The 17,172-nt window shown below is 66.5% G+C and carries 14 protein-coding genes; 1 reads left to right on the top strand and 13 read right to left on the bottom strand.

Features of this window, described 5'->3' with window-relative positions; genetic code table 11:
* Positions 1-78: 78 nt before the first annotated feature.
* On the top strand, positions 79-900 hold the full coding sequence (locus tag AB1L88_RS15445) for a helix-turn-helix transcriptional regulator (protein WP_367097569.1): 822 nt from the start codon (positions 79-81) through the stop codon (positions 898-900).
* 316 nt (positions 901-1,216) lie between these two features.
* On the opposite strand, the gene AB1L88_RS15440 is transcribed toward AB1L88_RS15445, so the two are convergent.
* The 13 genes from AB1L88_RS15440 to AB1L88_RS15380 form a co-directional block, all read right to left on the bottom strand.
* Positions 1,217-2,131, bottom strand: coding sequence for a sulfite exporter TauE/SafE family protein (locus AB1L88_RS15440; RefSeq protein WP_367097568.1), 915 nt, complete (start codon positions 2,129-2,131; stop codon positions 1,217-1,219).
* Between the two features lie 103 nt (positions 2,132-2,234).
* Positions 2,235-3,422, bottom strand: a complete 1,188-nt coding sequence (locus AB1L88_RS15435; protein WP_367097567.1) for an FAD/NAD(P)-binding oxidoreductase — start codon at positions 3,420-3,422, stop codon at positions 2,235-2,237.
* A gap of 59 nt (positions 3,423-3,481) precedes the next feature.
* Complete coding sequence (locus AB1L88_RS15430; RefSeq protein ID WP_367097566.1) at positions 3,482-4,219, bottom strand: DUF1641 domain-containing protein; 738 nt, start codon at positions 4,217-4,219, stop codon at positions 3,482-3,484.
* Between the two features lie 60 nt (positions 4,220-4,279).
* Positions 4,280-5,683 (bottom strand): MBL fold metallo-hydrolase, encoded by a 1,404-nt coding sequence (locus tag AB1L88_RS15425; protein WP_367097565.1) that lies wholly within the window; start codon positions 5,681-5,683, stop codon positions 4,280-4,282.
* A 254-nt stretch (positions 5,684-5,937) separates the two neighbouring features.
* Positions 5,938-7,335, bottom strand: a complete 1,398-nt coding sequence (locus AB1L88_RS15420) for a sigma 54-interacting transcriptional regulator (protein ID WP_367097564.1) — start codon at positions 7,333-7,335, stop codon at positions 5,938-5,940.
* 42 nt (positions 7,336-7,377) lie between these two features.
* A complete protein-coding gene (gene mce / locus AB1L88_RS15415; RefSeq protein ID WP_367097563.1) occupies positions 7,378-7,794 on the bottom strand; it encodes a methylmalonyl-CoA epimerase in 417 nt (138 codons plus the stop codon).
* Between the two features lie 39 nt (positions 7,795-7,833).
* Positions 7,834-8,226, bottom strand: coding sequence for an acetyl-CoA carboxylase biotin carboxyl carrier protein subunit (locus tag AB1L88_RS15410; RefSeq protein ID WP_367097562.1), 393 nt, complete (start codon positions 8,224-8,226; stop codon positions 7,834-7,836).
* Positions 8,223-8,528, bottom strand: coding sequence for a hypothetical protein (locus AB1L88_RS15405; RefSeq protein WP_367097561.1), 306 nt, complete (start codon positions 8,526-8,528; stop codon positions 8,223-8,225). Before AB1L88_RS15405 ends, AB1L88_RS15410 begins: the two co-directional genes overlap by 4 nt.
* Positions 8,529-8,549: 21 nt before the next feature.
* Positions 8,550-10,088 carry an acyl-CoA carboxylase subunit beta gene (locus tag AB1L88_RS15400; protein ID WP_367097683.1) on the bottom strand — a complete coding sequence of 513 codons (1,539 nt, stop codon included), beginning with the start codon at positions 10,086-10,088 and terminating at the stop codon, positions 8,550-8,552.
* Between the two features lie 45 nt (positions 10,089-10,133).
* The gene (locus tag AB1L88_RS15395; protein ID WP_367097560.1) at positions 10,134-11,648 is read right to left on the bottom strand and encodes a methylmalonyl-CoA carboxytransferase subunit 5S; all 1,515 of its coding nucleotides are present in this window, start codon (positions 11,646-11,648) and stop codon (positions 10,134-10,136) included.
* 76 nt (positions 11,649-11,724) lie between these two features.
* A complete protein-coding gene (gene meaB / locus AB1L88_RS15390; protein WP_367097559.1) occupies positions 11,725-12,777 on the bottom strand; it encodes a methylmalonyl Co-A mutase-associated GTPase MeaB in 1,053 nt (350 codons plus the stop codon).
* Positions 12,778-12,820: 43 nt separating this feature from the next.
* A complete protein-coding gene (gene scpA / locus AB1L88_RS15385) occupies positions 12,821-15,025 on the bottom strand; it encodes a methylmalonyl-CoA mutase (protein ID WP_367097558.1) in 2,205 nt (734 codons plus the stop codon).
* Positions 15,022-17,172, bottom strand: a complete 2,151-nt coding sequence (locus AB1L88_RS15380; protein WP_367097557.1) for a methylmalonyl-CoA mutase family protein — start codon at positions 17,170-17,172, stop codon at positions 15,022-15,024. Before AB1L88_RS15380 ends, scpA begins: the two co-directional genes overlap by 4 nt.

Here is a 17,172-nt window from a genome sequence, read left to right as displayed (position 1 = left end):
TCCCGACCAGCTGCGGGGATGGAAATCCCTAGAAGTAGGGAGTCCCCCGTCCCGGCCTATGCCCACGGAGTTCATGCGATGGCGAGATCGGCCCAGCTCAGGTCGCAGGATTGGCGTGCGATCCTGCAATTGGTCGGGGAATGCCGCGAGTTGGGAGATGATCGATCGGCCTGGCGAGAGCACCTGATGGCCCAGGTCGCCCGGCTGACCGGCTCCGACCTCGGGATGACCGGCGAGATGGCCGGCTGTCGGTCCCCCCATCTCAGGGACCTGGGCGTGGTGACCTGGGGATGGCAGACCGGCTTCGTCGGCCGACAGGTCTTCGAGGTCCATGTCGAGGCGTTCCGGCACGACCCGGGCTACTCCCCGACGATGCTCAAGGGGTTCGGCCTCCTGGCGGTCGAGCCGGCGGCGACATTCTCACGGACCGACCTCATGGAAGATCGCCCCTGGTATCGCTCGCTGGAATACCAACTCATCCACAAGGCCTACGGCGTCGACCACGTCCTGTGGTGCTTCCATGCCATCCCGTGCCCCGCGCCGGACGAGAACGTGGGCCTGATCCTCTGCCGGGCCGAGGGCCAGCGGGACTTCGGAGGCCGGGATCGGGCCTTCGTGAGCGAGGTGGTCTCCGCCTTGTCGCCCCTGGTCGGCGGCCCGCTGGCCCGCTTCGCCGACCCGTCGCCCATGGACCTCGCCCCCAGGATCCGCCAGGTGCTCGCCTGCCTGCTGGAAGGCGACGGCGACAAGCAGGTTGCCAAACGGCTGGGGATGAGCGTCTACACGGTCAACCAGTATACCAAGGCGATCTACCGGCACTTCGGGGTCGTCAGCCGGGCGGAATTGCTGGCCCGCTGGGTCCGTCGCGGATGGGGAAAGCAGTGGGCCTGGTGGGATTGACTTTATACCGCGGCTATTTCGATCTCTGGATGCGGTCCTGGGGGCCAACCCATGAGGGGTAGGGGACCGCAATCACTGCCCCGGGTGTAACCACTTGCGTAACCGCCTCGGCCTCGTTAAGGTGCGGTTTTCCCCGCGAATCGACAGGATGCGACCGAAGAGTGCCTGGCATAAGGCAATCTCCCCTTGGGAGTTACGTTTGATAGTGGCCGGGTGGCCACTGGTGCGTAACTGCCTTGCACGCAGGAGGTTGTGGGTTCGACCCCCATCGTCTCCACTACTTTGATCGTTTTGTTAATGAATGGTTTTATCGGAATTAGATTATGCTTTGCAGGACGATGTACGCTGCGACCGCGAGGATGGCGCCGGCGAAGACCTTCTGAAGGCGGGGGCCGGAGAGCAGTCGGCCCAGGCGGGTGCCGAGTACCATCCCAATCAGCCCTCCCGCGATGAATTGAGCGGTGATGCCCAGGGGTAACGGGCGATCCGCCATCAGCAGCGAGACGACGCCCGAGGCCCCGATCAGGGCGATGACCAGGAGTGAGGTGGCCACGGCGCGGTGGACACCCATGCCGCTGAACAGCACCAACGCCGGGACGATGACGAACCCGCCGCCGACCCCGAAGAGGCCGGACAGGACCCCCGTGGCCAGGCCGACCGCGGCGAGAAGCAAGGCGCAAGGCGTGCTCATCGTCAACCGCCCCGAAGGGTCACGGCGGCAGGTCGGGCCAGGTTCGTCGCTCGGGATCGGTTCGATGGGGGCTCGGACCGCACGCGAATCGGCGGGCCTGGAACTCGCCTTGATCCACATGCGAGTCGCCACCAGGACCATCAACCCCGAAAACAGGAGCAGCAAGAGCGGGCCCGGCAGTTGCCCGTTGATCCAGGAGCCGATCGGCGCCCCCGCCATTCCCGCGACCGCGAAGATCAGGCCGGTGTGGATTTCGACCTCACCCGAGCGGAGCCGTTGGAAGAAGCCGAACAGGGCAGTCGCTCCCACCGCCGCGAGCGAAATCCCGACCGCCTCATTCGGGCCGATTCCCAGGCCGTAGACCAGGAGGGGGACGGCGAAGATCGAACCTCCGCCTCCCGTCAAGCCCAGGGAAAAGCCGACGACCGTCCCGAAGACCAGGCTCAGGACGATCTGGCCGGGGTCGCCGACGTCGGGGACCATCCCGGTTGAAGCGGTGGCCAGGGCCGCGGCCGCGACGATCGAGCGCACGACGATCACGGAAGGCTCTCCTCGCGAACACAAGTGACGACCGCCACGACGGGGCAGGCCCCGGTCGGCCTGATCGGGGCACCCCTGGACCCACCCTGTCCCTCGTCGACGATCAGACCCGACCCTTGAGCATCCCGTGCCAGTAGAGCGAAGGGAGTCCTGCCTTCTTGAGCAGGAACATGCTGAATCGCTCTTGCGACTGGTCGAACGGGAACGTCTCGGCGGGCTTCTTGTCGTAGTCGAACTCGGCCATGATCAAGCTGTTATATCCCGTAACCACGGGGCATGACGTATAGCCATCGTATGAAGCCGTCGGCACCTGGTCGTTCATGCAGGCCATCAGGTTGGCGACGAGCACGGGTGCCTGCTTCCGGATGGCGGCCCCCGTCTTGGACGTGGGCAGACTCGAGGCGTCTCCGATCCCGAAGACATTGGGATGGCGAAGATGTCGGAGTGTGAATTTGTCGACGTCAACCCAGCCTTCGGCATCGGCCAGGGGGCTCCGGGCGATGAAGTCGGGGGGGCCCATCGGCGGGGTCACGTGGATCATCTCATAGTGCAAGACGACCTCGTCTCCCGAATCGAGCTTCTGGAAGACCGCTTCGTTCCGGTCGGCCCGGATCTCGATCAGGTTGTGCTTGAACAAGGGTTCGATGCCCTTGCGGGCGACGACCTTCTCCAGCGAGGTGGCGTAGGGCTCGACCGCGAAAATGCGAGGGGTGGCGGTGGCGAAGATCAGCCGAGACTGCTTGCGGACCCCGGCGCGTTCGAAGGCCTCCTCCGCCAGATACATGATCTTCTGGGGGCCTCCTCCGCACTTCACCGGGCCGGAGGGTTGCGTGAAGATGGCGGTCCCGCCCCGGAATGCCTGGATGCTTCGCCAGGTGCTCGGCACGGTCTTGATGTCGTAGTTGCTGCACACGCCGTGATGGCCGACGGCGTCGCGAAGCCCCTTCACCTTGTCCCAGTCGATCTGGATCCCGGCGGCGACAACCAGCCAATCGTACGTGATGACGTCGCCATTCGTCGTGGTGACCCGATTGCGGCCGGGGTCGAATGTCGAGACGGCATCCCTGATCCAGGTCGCCCCCGCCGGGATGAGGTCGGCTTCCTCCCGTTCCGAGTCTTCGGGCTTGTAGATGCCACCGCCGACCAGGGTCCAGAGGGGTTGGTAGTAATGCTTCGCCGAAGGCTCGACGATCGCCACGTCCGGCGCGGGGTCCTGCTGACGCAGCCGAGCAGCGACGGTGATGCCTGCTGTCCCGCCGCCGACGATCAGGATCCGATGATGTCGTTCCACGATCCGATCTCCCGTCATGGATACTGTTTGCAGGGAAGGGCAGGTAGGGCAGGGTTGGGTCAGTCGTCGGAGGGGGTGGCGAGATTTTGGCCGAAGCATCGTGCGACCTGGACCAGGAAGCTCAACGACCGCCGCACGTCGGGATCGCCAAGTGCTCGGATCAGGCCGACTGGCCCGATCTGGTCCGGGGTCCTGGTCGAGCATGTGTTCTCATGGCAGGTGGCGAGCGCACGCCCGGTCTTGCCGACGACCGCCAACGCATGGGGTTCGAGGACATCGGAGCGGAGCAGGATGCCAAGCCGTTCCAGCTCGGCCTCGCTCACCCGGTTCCCGAGCCAGAGCAAGGCATGCAACCCCTGGCGAAGGCTGGTCTCGACATCGATTCCCTGTTTCGCGAGCGTCGCGGCGTACTCATCCAGGGTGTCGACGACCACCGCGAGCAGGCCGGGAAATCGATCGACCGTGCTCATGACCCCGTCGAGCTGACCGGCCCGATCGAGCAGGCGGTCGATCGCCCGGAAGGTGTCGTCGTCGGTCAGCCGTCCGGCGAACCGGAGGAGGCGGCCGAGCCGCTCGTCCGGCCCGGCACCCGTCGCGGCGAGCGTCCGGCAAGACTCGTCGAGGGCATCGACCGCGGTGGCCACGAGCGGGGGAGCCTCGTCGGCGAGCCGCTCCAGGCGGGAGACGACCCGATCGATGTGCTCGACCCGCTCCAGGAGGCGGGCCAGCACATCGACGCCGGGCTGGCAGTTCGACTCGCGAAGCCCTCGTCCCACGGGCGGTTCATTCGTGTTCATGATTCGGGTTCGTGCGTGTGAGGGGTCGAGGAGGGGTGTTGCCACCATGCCCAGCCGTGCTCAGCCCCCGACCGGCTCGGTCGGGGCGTTCGAGGCGGCCCATGCCTTGTAGCCGCCCACCAGGTCGGTGACCCGATCGCGACCATGCTTGCGGAGCAGGCTGGCGGCGATCGACGAGCGATAGCCCCCCTGGCAGTGGACCACGACGTCGCGATCGTCCGGGACCTCGTCGATCCGATCGACCAGGTGGCCGAGGGGGATGTGCATCGATCTTTCGATCCGACCGGCGTCGCGTTCCTTCTCCGCCCGGACGTCGAGCACGATCGGGGCGGCGGGGTCGGCGAGTCGTTCGGCCAGGGCCGGGGCGGTGATGCGGGGGGTCGACCGGATCAGGTCGTCCCGGCCGTCGAGTGCCCCCATGCCTCCCTTGAGGTAGCCGGCGGCGTTGTCGAAGCCGATCCGGCCGAGCCGCATGATGGCCTCCTCCTCGTCCCCCGTCTCGGCGATGACCACGATCGGCCGATCATGGCTCAGCACCGTGCCGCTCCAGGTCGCGTACTGCCCCTTCAGGCCGACGTTGATGGCACCCGCGAGGTGTGCCCCTTCGAAGTCGGCCGCGTCTCGGACGTCGAGCACCTGGGCCCCCTCGTCCCGGAGGCGGAGGACTGCGTCGAGGTCGAGCGGCTGGAGGGCCTGCTTCATCGTGTCTTCCAGGCTCGAACGCTCCTTGCGGTTCAGGATCGCGTCGTGGACGAAGTAGTCGGGGGCGTCGGGCTGATCGACCTCGACGAGCTTGATGAACTGCTCCTTGCTCATCGGTTGCAAGGCATAGTTGTATTTCTTCTGCTCGCCGATGGTCGAGACGCGCTCGGTGCTCAGTTGCTTGCCGCAGAGCGAGCCCGCGCCATGGGCCGGGTAGATGAGGGTCTCGTTGGGCAGCTTGACGAGTTTATTCGTAATCGAGTCGTAGAGCATCTCGGCCAGCTCGTCGGCGGTCACGCCGATGGAGGCGAGCAGGTCGGGGCGGCCCACGTCGCCGATGAACAGCGTGTCGCCGGTCAGGACCGCGTGCGGTTGCGTGTCGCTCGTGCTGAGGTCGTAGACGAGGATCGAGATCCCTTCGGGGGTGTGCCCGGGGGTCTCCAGGATTTCGAGCCGAACATCGCCAAATTCGACCACGTCGCCATTCTTCACGGGTGTGAATTCGTACTCGGCCTCGGCTCGAGCACCGAGATAGATGTGGGCACCGGTCCGGTTCCGAAGTTCGATGTGCCCGGCGAGGAAGTCGGCGTGGAAGTGGGTCAGGAACACATAGCGGATGGTCCACCCGTTCGTTTCGGCGTCGCGCACGTACTGGTCGATGTCGCGCTGGGGGTCGACCACCGCGGCGATTCCCGTACGCTCGTCCACGATCATGTACGAGGCATGAGCCAGACAGCCCAGGTAATATTGCTCGATTTTCATGGCCGGACCCTCCCCATCGACGCCTCCCCGGGGGACGGCGCCCTGATTTTTCCGGGCGTTGTGATTCGCGATTTCAGACGACGACCATCGACTGAATCAAGCTGCGTGCCAAGACGCGAATCGCCGCCTGAGCGACGTGCTAACTCCTTCGCGGAGAAGGCGATAAAAAATCGGGACTTCGCGCGGCTCGTCGGTCGAGGGGTCGTTCTTCCGTGCTGTTAACCGGCTGCGTGTTAAGGCGTTAAGTTTGCGCGCTAACCCGAGGTGGAACCCGCATCGATCGCGAATTTGCGGATCTTCTTCCAGAGGGTGACCCGGCTCGTGCCGAGGAGCCGAGCGGCCTCGGTGCGATTCCCGCCGGTTTGGTGCAAGGCGTCGAGGATGCGGCCTCGTTCGGCCTGATCCGCAGGGCTGAGGGAGGGGGAGATGGGATCGCCTGCTGGTTCTACGATGCGTTGTTGTGTACGGACCTCGATCGGCAGATCGAGCAGCGTAATGGTGTCACCCTCGACAGTCACAAACGCATGTTCAAGAGCGTTTCGAAGCTCTCGAACGTTCCCCGGCCAGGAGTAATTCATCAAGGCCTGGAGGGCGTCTCTGGCGATCCCTCGGACCGGGCGATCGTACTCTTGCGCAAGTTGGTCGATGAAGTGCCGGATCAGAAGTGGCAGATCCTCGCGGCGTTCGCGGAGCGGAGGTAATCCGATCTCGAACACGTGGATCCGGTAGTAAAAGTCCTCGCGAAACGCTCCCGAGGCGACCAGCTCTCTCAGATTCTTGTTGGTCGCCGTGATCAGGCGAACGTTCACGTGCGATGGGGCGTCGGCTCCGATACGGCGGACTTCCCGTTCCTGCAACACCCGGAGGAGCTTGAGCTGGAGCAGGGGGGAGACGTCGCCGATCTCATCGAGGAACAGGGTCCCGCCATCGGCGGCCTGGAACATCCCGGTTTTGTCGCGGTCCGCGCCGGTGAACGCCCCTTTGACGTGCCCGAAGAGTTCCGATTCGAGCAGGGTTTCAGGGATCGCCGAGCAATTGATCGCCAGGAAGGGGCGGTCCTTGCGGTTGCTCAGCGAGTGGATGGCGCCGGCGGCCAGTTCCTTCCCTGTGCCGGACTCTCCCGAAACGAAGACGGTCACGTCGCTGTGGGCGGCCAGTCGGATGCGGCGGAAGACCTCTTGCATCGGGGCGCTGGATCCGACGAGCTTGCCGAATGCGTCGCGGTTGCGGGTTTGCTCTTCCAGCAACGCGATCCGCTCGTTGGCTTGAAGAAACGGAGTGAGGTCCGAGAAGTTGCAGACGGCCCCGGCGACCAGGCCGTTCTCATCATGAATCAAACGCACGCTGCCGTGAATAGAAACCTCTCGTCCGTCCCTGGCCAGGAGCTTGCATTCCTGGTGGCAGGTGCCGGTCGTCGAGTCGCACGAGCCCTTCAGTAATTCGGTCAGGGCGGCGAACCCCTTGCAATGGGCCCCTTCGAAGAGGCGGTTCGACCGGCCAACCACCTCGTCGCTGGGATACCCGGTGATCCGTTCGGCCCCCCGGCTCCAGGCCACGATGCGACCCGAGGCGTCGACGGTGAAGACGCCGTCGGCCATCTCATCGACGATGGTGCTCAGGAGGCTCGGGTCGCGTCGGAAGTCGAGGTCCATTGACCTACCTGCTCGGGGAGAGGAGGGCCGATCGGTCGGGGGTCAAGGGGTGCTCGGCGGCTCGCAGAGTTCGGTCAGCACCCCGTGGGTGCTCTTGGGGTGGGCGAAGGCGATCCGCATGTGATGGGCCCCCGCGCGGGGGGTCTCGTCGATCATGCGGAGCCCGGCGGCCTTCCACTCGGCGATCCGGTCCTCGATCCGATCGACCGTGAAGGCGACGTGGTGCATCCCCTCGCCTCGCTTCTCCAGGAACGAGGCGATGGTGCTGGTCGGGTCGGTCGGCTCGAGCAGCTCGAAGCGGACGTCGCCAATCCGGAAGAAGCCGACGCGGACCTTCTGGTCGGCGACCTCCTCGATGCCCTCGAATTCCGCGCCGAGGGTCTCTTCATAATAGGGTCGGTGATCGTCGATGGATTTCACGGCGATCCCGAGGTGATTGAGCGACTTGACAGGGACCATGGCGGGGTTTCCTGTTCGGGGAGTTGGCCGGGACCGGGGTTATTCGAACTCGATGAGGACCTGGCCTTGCGACACGCCATCGCCTTCGCTGGCATTGATTTTGGCGATGGTGCCGGCGACGGGGGCGGTGATGACGGTCTCCATCTTCATCGCTTCGAGCACGATGAGGATGTCGTTGACCTGGATGGCCTGGCCGGGTTTGACGGCAACCCTGGAGACGACGCCGGCGAGCGGGCTGCGGCAGACCTTGCTCTCGTCGGCGACCGGGGCCTGCTGGCCCGCGGGTGCCGTTGATGGGGCGGTAACGGTCGGCGCCGCCGAGACCCGGGCGTGTCCCAGGGGGGGCACATAGCTATGCCGGGGCGTCTCCGGTTCGGCCACCTCGACCTCGACCTCGTACACGTTGCCGTCGACGGTGATCTTGAGTTTCAACGCTCGCTCCTCCCATGCTGGATCGCCAGGGTGTGCGAGGCCTGGACGGTGACGCGCCCCTGGCGGGCCCAGGCGTCTGAGCCGAGCAGCCGGATCTGTCGCACGTGGGCTCGTTTGCCGAGATAGGCCGCGACCGCGGCGGAAATCACAAAGACAAGTTCCTCGGAAATCGGCGGGGGCGTTGCGGCGGCGGCCCCTTCGGCCTCGATGGCCGAGACACGATCGGAGAGTTGCGCGACCTCGCGACGGAGGGCTTCAACCGCCTCGACGAGCCTGGACAGGTCGTTCGGCTCGGGGTTCATGAGCGTGGTCCTCCGTTCGGGTCAGAGCGGGATGAGGCCGTGCTTCTTCGGGGGGCGGACCTCTCGCTTGGCATGGAGGTACTCCAACGCCTGGGCGAGATGCCGGCGGGTGTCGGCCGGTTCGATGATGTCATCGACCAGGCCGCGGCCGGCGGAAACGTACGGGCTCGAAAAGGTCGATCGGTATTGTTCGATCAACTCGGCGCGGCAGGCGGCCTTGTCCTGGGCCTCCTGCATCTCCTTGCGGAAGACGATCTCGACGGCCCCCTCGGCCCCCATGACCGCGACCTCGGCCGTCGGCCAGGCGAAGACGCGGTCGGCCCCGAGGTCCTTCGAGCACATGGCCAGGTGGGCACCGCCGTAAGACTTGCGCAGGATCACCTGGATCTTCGGCACCGTGGCCGCCGAGTACGCGAAGAGCATCTTCGCCCCGTGGCGGATGATGCCGTCGTGCTCCTGCTTGACCCCCGGCAGGAAGCCGGGGACATCCACGAAGGTGACCAGCGGGATATTGAACGCGTTGCAGAACCGGATGAAACGGCTCGCCTTCGTCGATGCGTTCACATCCAGGACGCCCGAGAGGACCGACGGTTGATTGGCGATGACGCCGACCGATCGGCCCAGGATGCGGGCGAAGCCGACCACGATGTTTCTCGCGTATCCTTCCTGGACTTCCAGGAAATCCCCCTCATCGACGATCCCGCAGATGACCTGGCGGATGTCGTAGCCTTGCTTCGACTCGACCGGGACGATCCGGCTCAGCTCGGGGTTCGGGTCGACATTGTTCACCGAGGGGAGTCGGGGCGGATCCTCCAGGTTGTTCGCGGGCAGGAAGCTGAGGAGGCGTCGGCAGAGGTAGAGGGCGTCCTCGTCATTCTCGGCGATGAAGTGCGTGACGCCGGAGAGGCTCATGTGGGCGTCGGGGCCGCCGAGGGCCTCGGAGGTGATCTGCTCGCCGGTCACCTGCTTGATCACCTGAGGCCCGGTGATGAACATCTGTGATTGGCGCGTCTGGATGATGAAGTCGGTCAAGGCCGGGGAGTAGGCCGCACCCCCCGCACAAGGCCCGCAGATCAAGGAGATCTGGGGGACCGCCCCCGACAGTTGGACATTCGTGTAAAAGACACGGCCGTAACCGGAGAGGGAGTCGATCCCCTCCTGCACCCGGGCGCCGCCGGAGTCGTTGATGAAGATGAAGGGGCTGCCGGTGTGCAGCGCCTGCTCCATCACGTCGGCGACCTTGTTCGAGTGCGTCTCGCCGGCCGAGCCCCCCAGGACGGTGAAATCCTGGCTGGCCAGGTGGACGAGCCGTCCGTCGATCGAGCCGGCCCCGGTGACGACGCCATCGGCCGGGACCTCCTTGCCCGCCATGCCGAAGTGGACCTGGCGATGCTGGGCGAAGAGGCCGAACTCCTCGAAGCTGTCGGGGTCGAGCAGGGTGCTGACGCGTTCCCGGGCGGTCAGCTTCCCTTGCTCCTTCTGCTTGGCCAGGCGATCGGGTCCGCCCCCCTGGCGGAGGTGTTCCTTGCGGGCCCGGAGGTCGGCGACCAGGTCATCCATCGTTTTCTTCGGAGTGCCGCTCATCGCTGACTGTCCTTTCTCGGATCACGAGGGCTCGACGGTCACCGCGTGGCTCGTGTTGCCGATGCGGACCTGATAGGTGATGGGGCTGGTGACGGGACCTTTGGCGTCGATGGCCTTGGCCGCCGGGCTGGCGGCGGCCGCCGCGGCAGCGGCCGTGACCGGGTCCTTGCCGAGGTTCTTCGGCCCTTCGCCGCGATGGGCGAAGAACTTGGGGGCGACCTGCGGGAACATGGCGTAGGTCAAGACGTCCTCATCCGAGCCGTCGCAGCCTTCGAGCGCCAGGGCCTTATCGCGCAGTTCCTCCCACTCGGGCTTGAGCAGGTCGGCCGGCCGGGTGGTGATCGGCTCCTTCTTGGCGTGGGCGGCGGCCAGGGCGATGACCTCGGGGTCGCGATCGCCGATCGTCTCGCCGTAGTAGCCGAGCATCAGGTCGGCGAACTCCCCGGTGAGCACCTTGTAAGGGCCCATCAACACGTTGAAGACGGCCTGAGTGCCGACGATTTGACTCGACGGCGTCACCAGGGGCGGGTATCCGGCGGCCTTGCGGACGTTGGGCACCTCGGTGAGAACGTCCTTCACCCGGTCGCCGGCCCCTTGCTGCTTGAGCTGGCTTTCCATGTTCGAAATCATACCGCCGGGGATCTGACTGTCGAAAATCTCGGTCTCGACGCCGACGAACTTCGACTCGAACTCGGCATAGCGGGGGCGAATCCTGGCGAAGTGGTCCTTGATCTTCAGCAGGCGGTCCTTGTCGAGCCGGGTGGTGTAGTCGGTCCCCTGGAGCATCTCGACGAGGGCTTCGGTCGGGTTGTGGCCGGGGCCGAGGCTCAGCGAGGAGATGCAAGTGTCCACGATGTCGGCGCCGGCCTCGATCGCCTTCATCAGGCTCACGAGCGTCACGCCCGTGGTGGCGTGGACGTGGACATGGACCAGCGTGTCCTTCCCGCAGGCTTCCTTGATCCCCCGGACGATCTCGTAGGCCGGTTGCGGGCGCAAGAGCGCGGCCATGTCCTTGATGCAGATGGAGTTGCAGCCGAGATCCTGCAACTCCCTGGCCATGTCGATGAACTTGTCGACCGTGTGCAGGGGAGACGTGGTGTAGCAGATCGTCCCCTCGGCGTGCTTGCCGGTGCGCCGGACGGCTTCGAGCGCGCGGCGGAGGTTCCGGATGTCGTTCAGCGCATCGAAGACGCGGAAGACGTCCATCCCGTTCTCGGCCGACTTGTCGACGAAGCGATCGACGACGGTGTCTTCGTAGTGACGGTAGCCGAGCAGGTTTTGCCCGCGGAGGAGCATCTGCAAGCGGCTGTTGGGCATCAATTTGCGGAAGGTCCGCAGGCGTTCCCAGGGGTCTTCGTTGAGGAAGCGGATGCAGGAGTCGTAGGTGGCCCCTCCCCAGCACTCGACGCTCCAGAAGCCGGCCTGGTCGATGTCCTCGCAAATGGGTGTCATGTCCTCCAGGGCCATGCGGGTGGCCAGGAGGCTCTGGTGACCGTCTCGGAGGGCGAGCTCCGTGACTTCGACCGTTCGTGGCATCGTTCGGGGCTCCAATCGGGGAGAAGGAGGTTCGATCAACCGGGAGAGGGGAGAGGTTGAAGGAGTCGTGCCAGGCTCAACCTCGATCCGAAGGCGGCGGGGGGGGAGCACCCGGGAGGCCAAGGGCATCGATCAACCGGTCGGCCGCGGCCGAGGCGGTCAGTTCGCCCTTGCGGACCCCGGATTCGAGGTCCGTCGCCAACGTCGCGAGGCCGGGGGCTTCCCTCAGGATACGCTGCAAATGGTCGTTCACCAGATCCCACATCCAGCGAATGGCCTGGCCCTGCCGTCGTTGCTGGAACGCTCCGGCTCGTTCGAGTGTCCGGCGATGGTCGAGCACCGCATTCCAGATCGCGTCGAGCCCGGCATTCTCCAGGGCGCTGCAGGCCAGGACCGGGGGCTGCCAGGGGCTCTCGGGCGGGTGCATGACGCGGAGGGCGTTCCGATACTGGTTGACGGCCCGGAGGACGTGCGGCCGGTTGCTGCCGTCGGCCTTGTTCACGGCAAGCAGGTCGATCATCTCGATCAACCCACGCTTGATCCCCTGCAACTCGTCCCCGGCCCCGGCGATCAGGACGGCAAGGAACGTATCGACCATGTCGGCCACGGTCGTCTCGGACTGGCCGACGCCGACGGTCTCGACCAGCACGACATCGAAGCCGGCGGCCTCGCAGGCCAGCATCGTTTCCCGGGTGCTCCGGGCCACCCCGCCGAGCGTCGCCCCGCTGGGAGAGGGGCGGATGTAGGCGTTCGGCTCCAGGCTCAGGCGTTCCATGCGGGTCTTGTCGCCGAGGATGCTGCCCCCGGTGACCCGGCTGGAGGGGTCGATCGTCAGCACGGCGACGCGATGGCCGGCATGGATCAGGTTCAGTCCCAATGCCTCGATCAGGGTGCTCTTGCCCGCGCCGGGGACTCCCGTGATCCCCAGTCGGATCGATTGGCCGGTGTGCGGCAACAACTCGTTGAGCACGCGCCGGGCCAGATCACGGTCGTCGGCCCGTCGCGACTCGATCAGTGTGATGAACCGACTGAGCACGCCTCGCGATCGCGCCAGGACCCCTTCGACGTACTGCTCTGCGGAGAGCCGTCGTCGTGCGGGAGGGATCGGAGGCTCGGGAGGGGGCGTCATGGCGGGCTCAGGTCGGCCAGGGATCGTCGGTTGTCCGGACGCATCAGGCGGCGCCGGCGGGTTCCTCGTGGTCCTGGGGATCGAGCAGGTCCAGCAGCTTGAGCGCGGCGTCGGTGATCACGGTCCCGGGGCCGAACACGGCGACCGCCCCGGAGCGGTACAGCTCTTCGTAATCCTGAGGGGGAATCACACCGCCGACGACCACGAGGATGTCGTCGCGGCCGAGGTCGTCGAGCGCCTTGCGAATGGCCGGGACCAGCGTCAGGTGTCCCGCGGCGAGGGAACTGACGCCGACGAGGTGGACGTCGTTGTCCACGGCCACGCGGGCCGCCTCCTCGGGCGTCTGGAACAACGAGCCGACGTCGACGTCGAAGCCGAAGTCGGCGAAGGCGGTGGCCACGACCTGCTGGCCCCGGTCGTGCCCGTCCTGGCCGAGCTTCGCGATGAGGATGCGGGGGCGCCGGCCTTCGTGGTCGAGGAACTGCTCCACCCGCTGCTGGACGCGAGCGACCGCACCCTTGCGCTCGCCGAACTGGCGGGCATAGATGCCGCTGATCTCGTGCAGCTCGGCCTTGTGACGGCCGTAGACCTTTTCGAGGGCGAGGCTGATCTCGCCTCCCGTCGCTCGTGCTCGGGCCGCGGCGATGGCCAGTTCGAGCATGTTGCCCGAGCCGGAGCGGGCGGCCTCGGTCAAGGCATTGAGGGCCGAATCGACGGCCGATTGGTCGCGGTTGGCCCGGAGCTCGGCTAGGCGGCGGACCTGGGCCTCTCGGACGGCGTGGTTATCGACCTTGAGCACCTTGATCGGGTCTTCCCGTTCAAGAATGTACTTGTTCACGCCCACAATGGTTTGTACGCCTGAATCAATATCGGCCTGGGTCCGGGCCGCGGCCTCCTCGATCCGCATCTTGGGAATGCCAGCTTCGAGCGCCCTGGCCATGCCGCCCAGTTGTTCCACCTCGTACAGGTGCGACCAGGCTCGGTGGGCCAGTTCGTGCGTCAGCCGCTCGATGAAGTAACTTCCCCCCCAGGGGTCGACGACCATGTCGGTGTCGGTTTCTTCCTGGAGGAAGAGCTGGGTGTTGCGGGCGATCCGGGCGGAGAAGTCGGTCGGGAGCGCAAGTGCTTCATCAAGCGAGTTGGTGTGCAGGCTCTGGGTATGCCCCTGGGTGGCGCCCATCGCCTCGATGCACGTCCGGATGACGTTGTTGTACACGTCCTGTGCCGTCAGGCTCCAGCCGCTCGTCTGGCTGTGGGTCCGCAGCGACATGCTCTTGGGGTTCTTCGGGTCGAACCCCTTGACGATTTTCGCCCAGATGAGGCGAGCCGCGCGGAGCTTGGCGATCTCCATGAAGATGTCCTTGCCGATCGCCCAGAAGAACGAGAGGCGAGGCGCGAACTCGTCGATGCTCAGGCCCGCACGGATGCCCGAGCGGAGATATTCCAGGCCGTCGGCCATCGTGTAGCCGAGCTCCAGGTCGGCCGTCGCCCCGGCCTCCTGCATGTGGTATCCGCTGATGCTGATGCTGTTGAACTTCGGCATGTGGGCCGAGGTGTAGCGGAAGATGTCGGAGATGAGCCGCATGCTCGGCTCGGGGGGATAGATGTACGTGTTGCGGACCATGAACTCCTTGAGGATGTCGTTCTGGATCGTCCCCGCGAGCTTCTCCTGCGGGACCCCCTGTTCCTCGGCGGCGACGATGTAGAGCGCCATCACCGGGAGGACGGCGCCATTCATGGTCATCGAGACGCTGATGTCGCCCAGCGGGATGCCGTCGAACAGGATCTTCATGTCGAGGATGCTGTCGACGGCCACCCCGGCCATGCCCACGTCCGCAGCGACCCGGGGGTTGTCCGAGTCGTAGCCGCGGTGGGTCGGCAGGTCGAAGGCCACCGAAAGCCCCTTCTGTCCCGCGGCGAGGTTGCGGCGGTAGAAGGCATTCGACTCCTCGGCCGTCGAGAACCCGGCATACTGGCGGACGGTCCACGGGCGGACGACGTACATCGTCGTGTACGGCCCCCGGACGAAGGGCGGCAGGCCGGGCATCGTCTGCAGATGGTCCAGCCCTTCCAGATCGCTCGACGAGTAGAGCGGACGGACGGGAATCCCCTCGGGCGTGGGACGGGCGAGGGTGTCGATCGGCCGCCCCGCCTCGGCCTCGGCGGCGGCTTGCCACCGCGTTCGATCGATCGAGGGGGACGAACCACGCGTCCAGGCAATGTCCTTGAAGTTCGGGATCGTGCTCATTGCAGGGCCCCCTCCTCGCGCAGCAGATCCCGGAGCGTCCCCAGGACATCGCATCGGATGAAGATGAATCGATCGACTCCGGCCGCTCGATAGCGGGCCTCGCCCGCGCCCGGATTGCCGGCCAGCACCACGGTCCGGGCGCCGGCGGCCTTCAGGGCCGCGGCCAGCGGCTCGGCCAGCGTGTCGTATTTCGCGTCGGTCGAGCAGATGGCGGCGATCTTCGCACCACTTTGCGAGAAGGCTTCGGCGGCGGCCTGGGGATCGGCGAAGCCGTCGTTGTTGACGTCCTCGAAGCCGCCGGCCTGGAAGAAGTTGACGGCATACGTCGACCGGGCGATGAACTCGGCCGGTGTGCCCAGGTTGGCCAGGAAGACGCGGGGACGCCGGCCGGTCTGCTCGGCGTGCTGGTCGGCAGCGGCCCGGAGTTCCTCGAAGGCGGCCGCATACGGATGGACGGCCAGGGGAGTGACCTGGGCCGGTTTGCCCGCGGTTGATCCCTCGACCAGGGTCGCGTGGATCTGCCCGAGCGTCGCCCCGTCGAGGGCCGCTTGCACGGCGGCCTCGGTCAGCGATCCGGGGGCACGATCCGGGTCGCGGGCGATCTCGGCGACGGACTTCAGCGCCTCGGCGCAGTCATGATCCCGACGCCACGCGACGAGCCGCGTCGACGCCTCGGCGCGGAGCCGGGCGTAGTCGGGGCGGGTGCGGACGAGCCGCTCCTCACGCACATCCGGGTGCTCGGTCACGCCGGTGACGACGAGCTTGCGGGTGGCGATGTCCTTCTCCCTGGCGGTCCCGACGGCCGCGATCTGCTCGGCGACCCAGCCGTCGAGGCAGGCGGCGATCATCCCGCCGCGTCCTTCCACCTGCTGGAGGATGCCCCAGGCGGATTCGGCCAGTTGATCGGTCAAGGTCTCCAGGAACCAGGATCCCCCAGCCGGGTCGATCACGCGGTTCAGGTGCGCTTCTTCCTGCAAGATGATCTGCGTGTTGCGGGCCAGGTGCCGGGTGAAGTGATCGCTCAGGCCGATGGCGGCGTCCATGGGCGCCGTGCCGATTACGTCGGCCCCGCCCACGGCCCCCGCGAAGCAGCAGACCGTGTTCCGCAGGAGATTGACCCAGGGATCGACGGTGGTGAGCACGCGTCGGCTGGTCCGGGCGCGGAGCTGCATCGTTCGGCCGGTGTCGGGATCGCCCCCGCACTCGGCGACGACGCGGGCCCACATCGTCCGGAGCGCCCGGAGCTTGGCGATCGCCCGGAAGAACTGCGTGCCGAGGCTCACTCCGAAGGCAATCTGCCGGGCGGCCGTGTTCACGTCGAGCCCGCTCGCGGTCATCGCCCGGAGGTATTCGAGCCCCGTCGCCACGGCAAAGGCGAGGTCCTGGGTGCTCGAAGCCCCGGCATGGTGGTACGGGCCGGTCCCGACCTCGACCGCCGTGGCGTTCGGGTACTTCGACGCAGTCCAGACGGCCAGGTCGGCCAGATCGGCGAGCGCGGTGTCGAGCGGGACACCGAGTCGGCCTTCGCGCATCAAGGCGCCGATCGGGTCGGCATTGAAGGCGCATCGGACCGAGCCCGGGTCGACCGCCCGCCGCTGGAGCTGGGCGGCCAGCAGGGCCGCGGCCGGCAGGAAGGCCCCGCCGCAGTCGATCGAGACGGGAGCGATGTCGAGCCGGACGGCTTCGAGCACGCGGTCAAGATCACCGAGCGAGTAGGCCATCACCCCATCGTGCCCCGCGAGGCTGATGGCGGCGCGGTCGTCGGCGTCGAGCCCCGCACAGGCGGCGGCGTCCATCCGCAACTGGATCGAGCTGACGCCGTGTTCGAGGTCGTCGAGAATCGCCCGGTTCGCCTCGACCGGGTCGGGATGCAGGTGTTCTTGGCGGATGTCCCAGCCGGAGACGGCGTTGCCGAGCACGCGGTCGCCCCGGGTTAGGGGGGCGAAACCGGGGAACCCGGACGGGTCGCCGGCCGAGGGCCAGTGGTCGGGCGTGTAGAGGGGCTGGATGTCGATCCCCTCGAAGGTCCGGCCGACGAGTTTCTTCTCGAATGGCGCGCCTTTGAGTTCGGCCTCGGCGTTCTTCCGCCATTGCTCGTACGAGCTTGGGGGGAAATCGACGGTGATGTTCAGGTCTTTCTCGATCAT

It is taken from the genome of Tautonia sp. JC769 (assembly GCF_040717455.1).
Taxonomy (GTDB): Bacteria; Planctomycetota; Planctomycetia; order Isosphaerales; family Isosphaeraceae; genus Tautonia.
This window is presented reverse-complemented; position numbering and strand designations above follow the sequence as displayed.

Coding starts and splice junctions, on each gene's coding strand:
- AB1L88_RS15445 (WP_367097569.1), top strand. CDS start 79: ATGGCGAGATCGGCCCAGCTCAGGTCGCAGGATTGGCGTGCGATCCTG.
- AB1L88_RS15430 (WP_367097566.1), bottom strand. CDS start 4,219: ATGAACACGAATGAACCGCCCGTGGGACGAGGGCTTCGCGAGTCGAAC.
- AB1L88_RS15425 (WP_367097565.1), bottom strand. CDS start 5,683: ATGAAAATCGAGCAATATTACCTGGGCTGTCTGGCTCATGCCTCGTAC.
- AB1L88_RS15420 (WP_367097564.1), bottom strand. CDS start 7,335: ATGGACCTCGACTTCCGACGCGACCCGAGCCTCCTGAGCACCATCGTC.
- mce (WP_367097563.1), bottom strand. CDS start 7,794: ATGGTCCCTGTCAAGTCGCTCAATCACCTCGGGATCGCCGTGAAATCC.
- AB1L88_RS15405 (WP_367097561.1), bottom strand. CDS start 8,528: ATGAACCCCGAGCCGAACGACCTGTCCAGGCTCGTCGAGGCGGTTGAA.
- AB1L88_RS15400 (WP_367097683.1), bottom strand. CDS start 10,088: ATGGATGACCTGGTCGCCGACCTCCGGGCCCGCAAGGAACACCTCCGC.
- AB1L88_RS15395 (WP_367097560.1), bottom strand. CDS start 11,648: ATGCCACGAACGGTCGAAGTCACGGAGCTCGCCCTCCGAGACGGTCAC.
- meaB (WP_367097559.1), bottom strand. CDS start 12,777: ATGACGCCCCCTCCCGAGCCTCCGATCCCTCCCGCACGACGACGGCTC.
- scpA (WP_367097558.1), bottom strand. CDS start 15,025: ATGAGCACGATCCCGAACTTCAAGGACATTGCCTGGACGCGTGGTTCG.
- AB1L88_RS15380 (WP_367097557.1), bottom strand. CDS start 17,172: ATGATCGAGAAAGACCTGAACATCACCGTCGATTTCCCCCCAAGCTCG.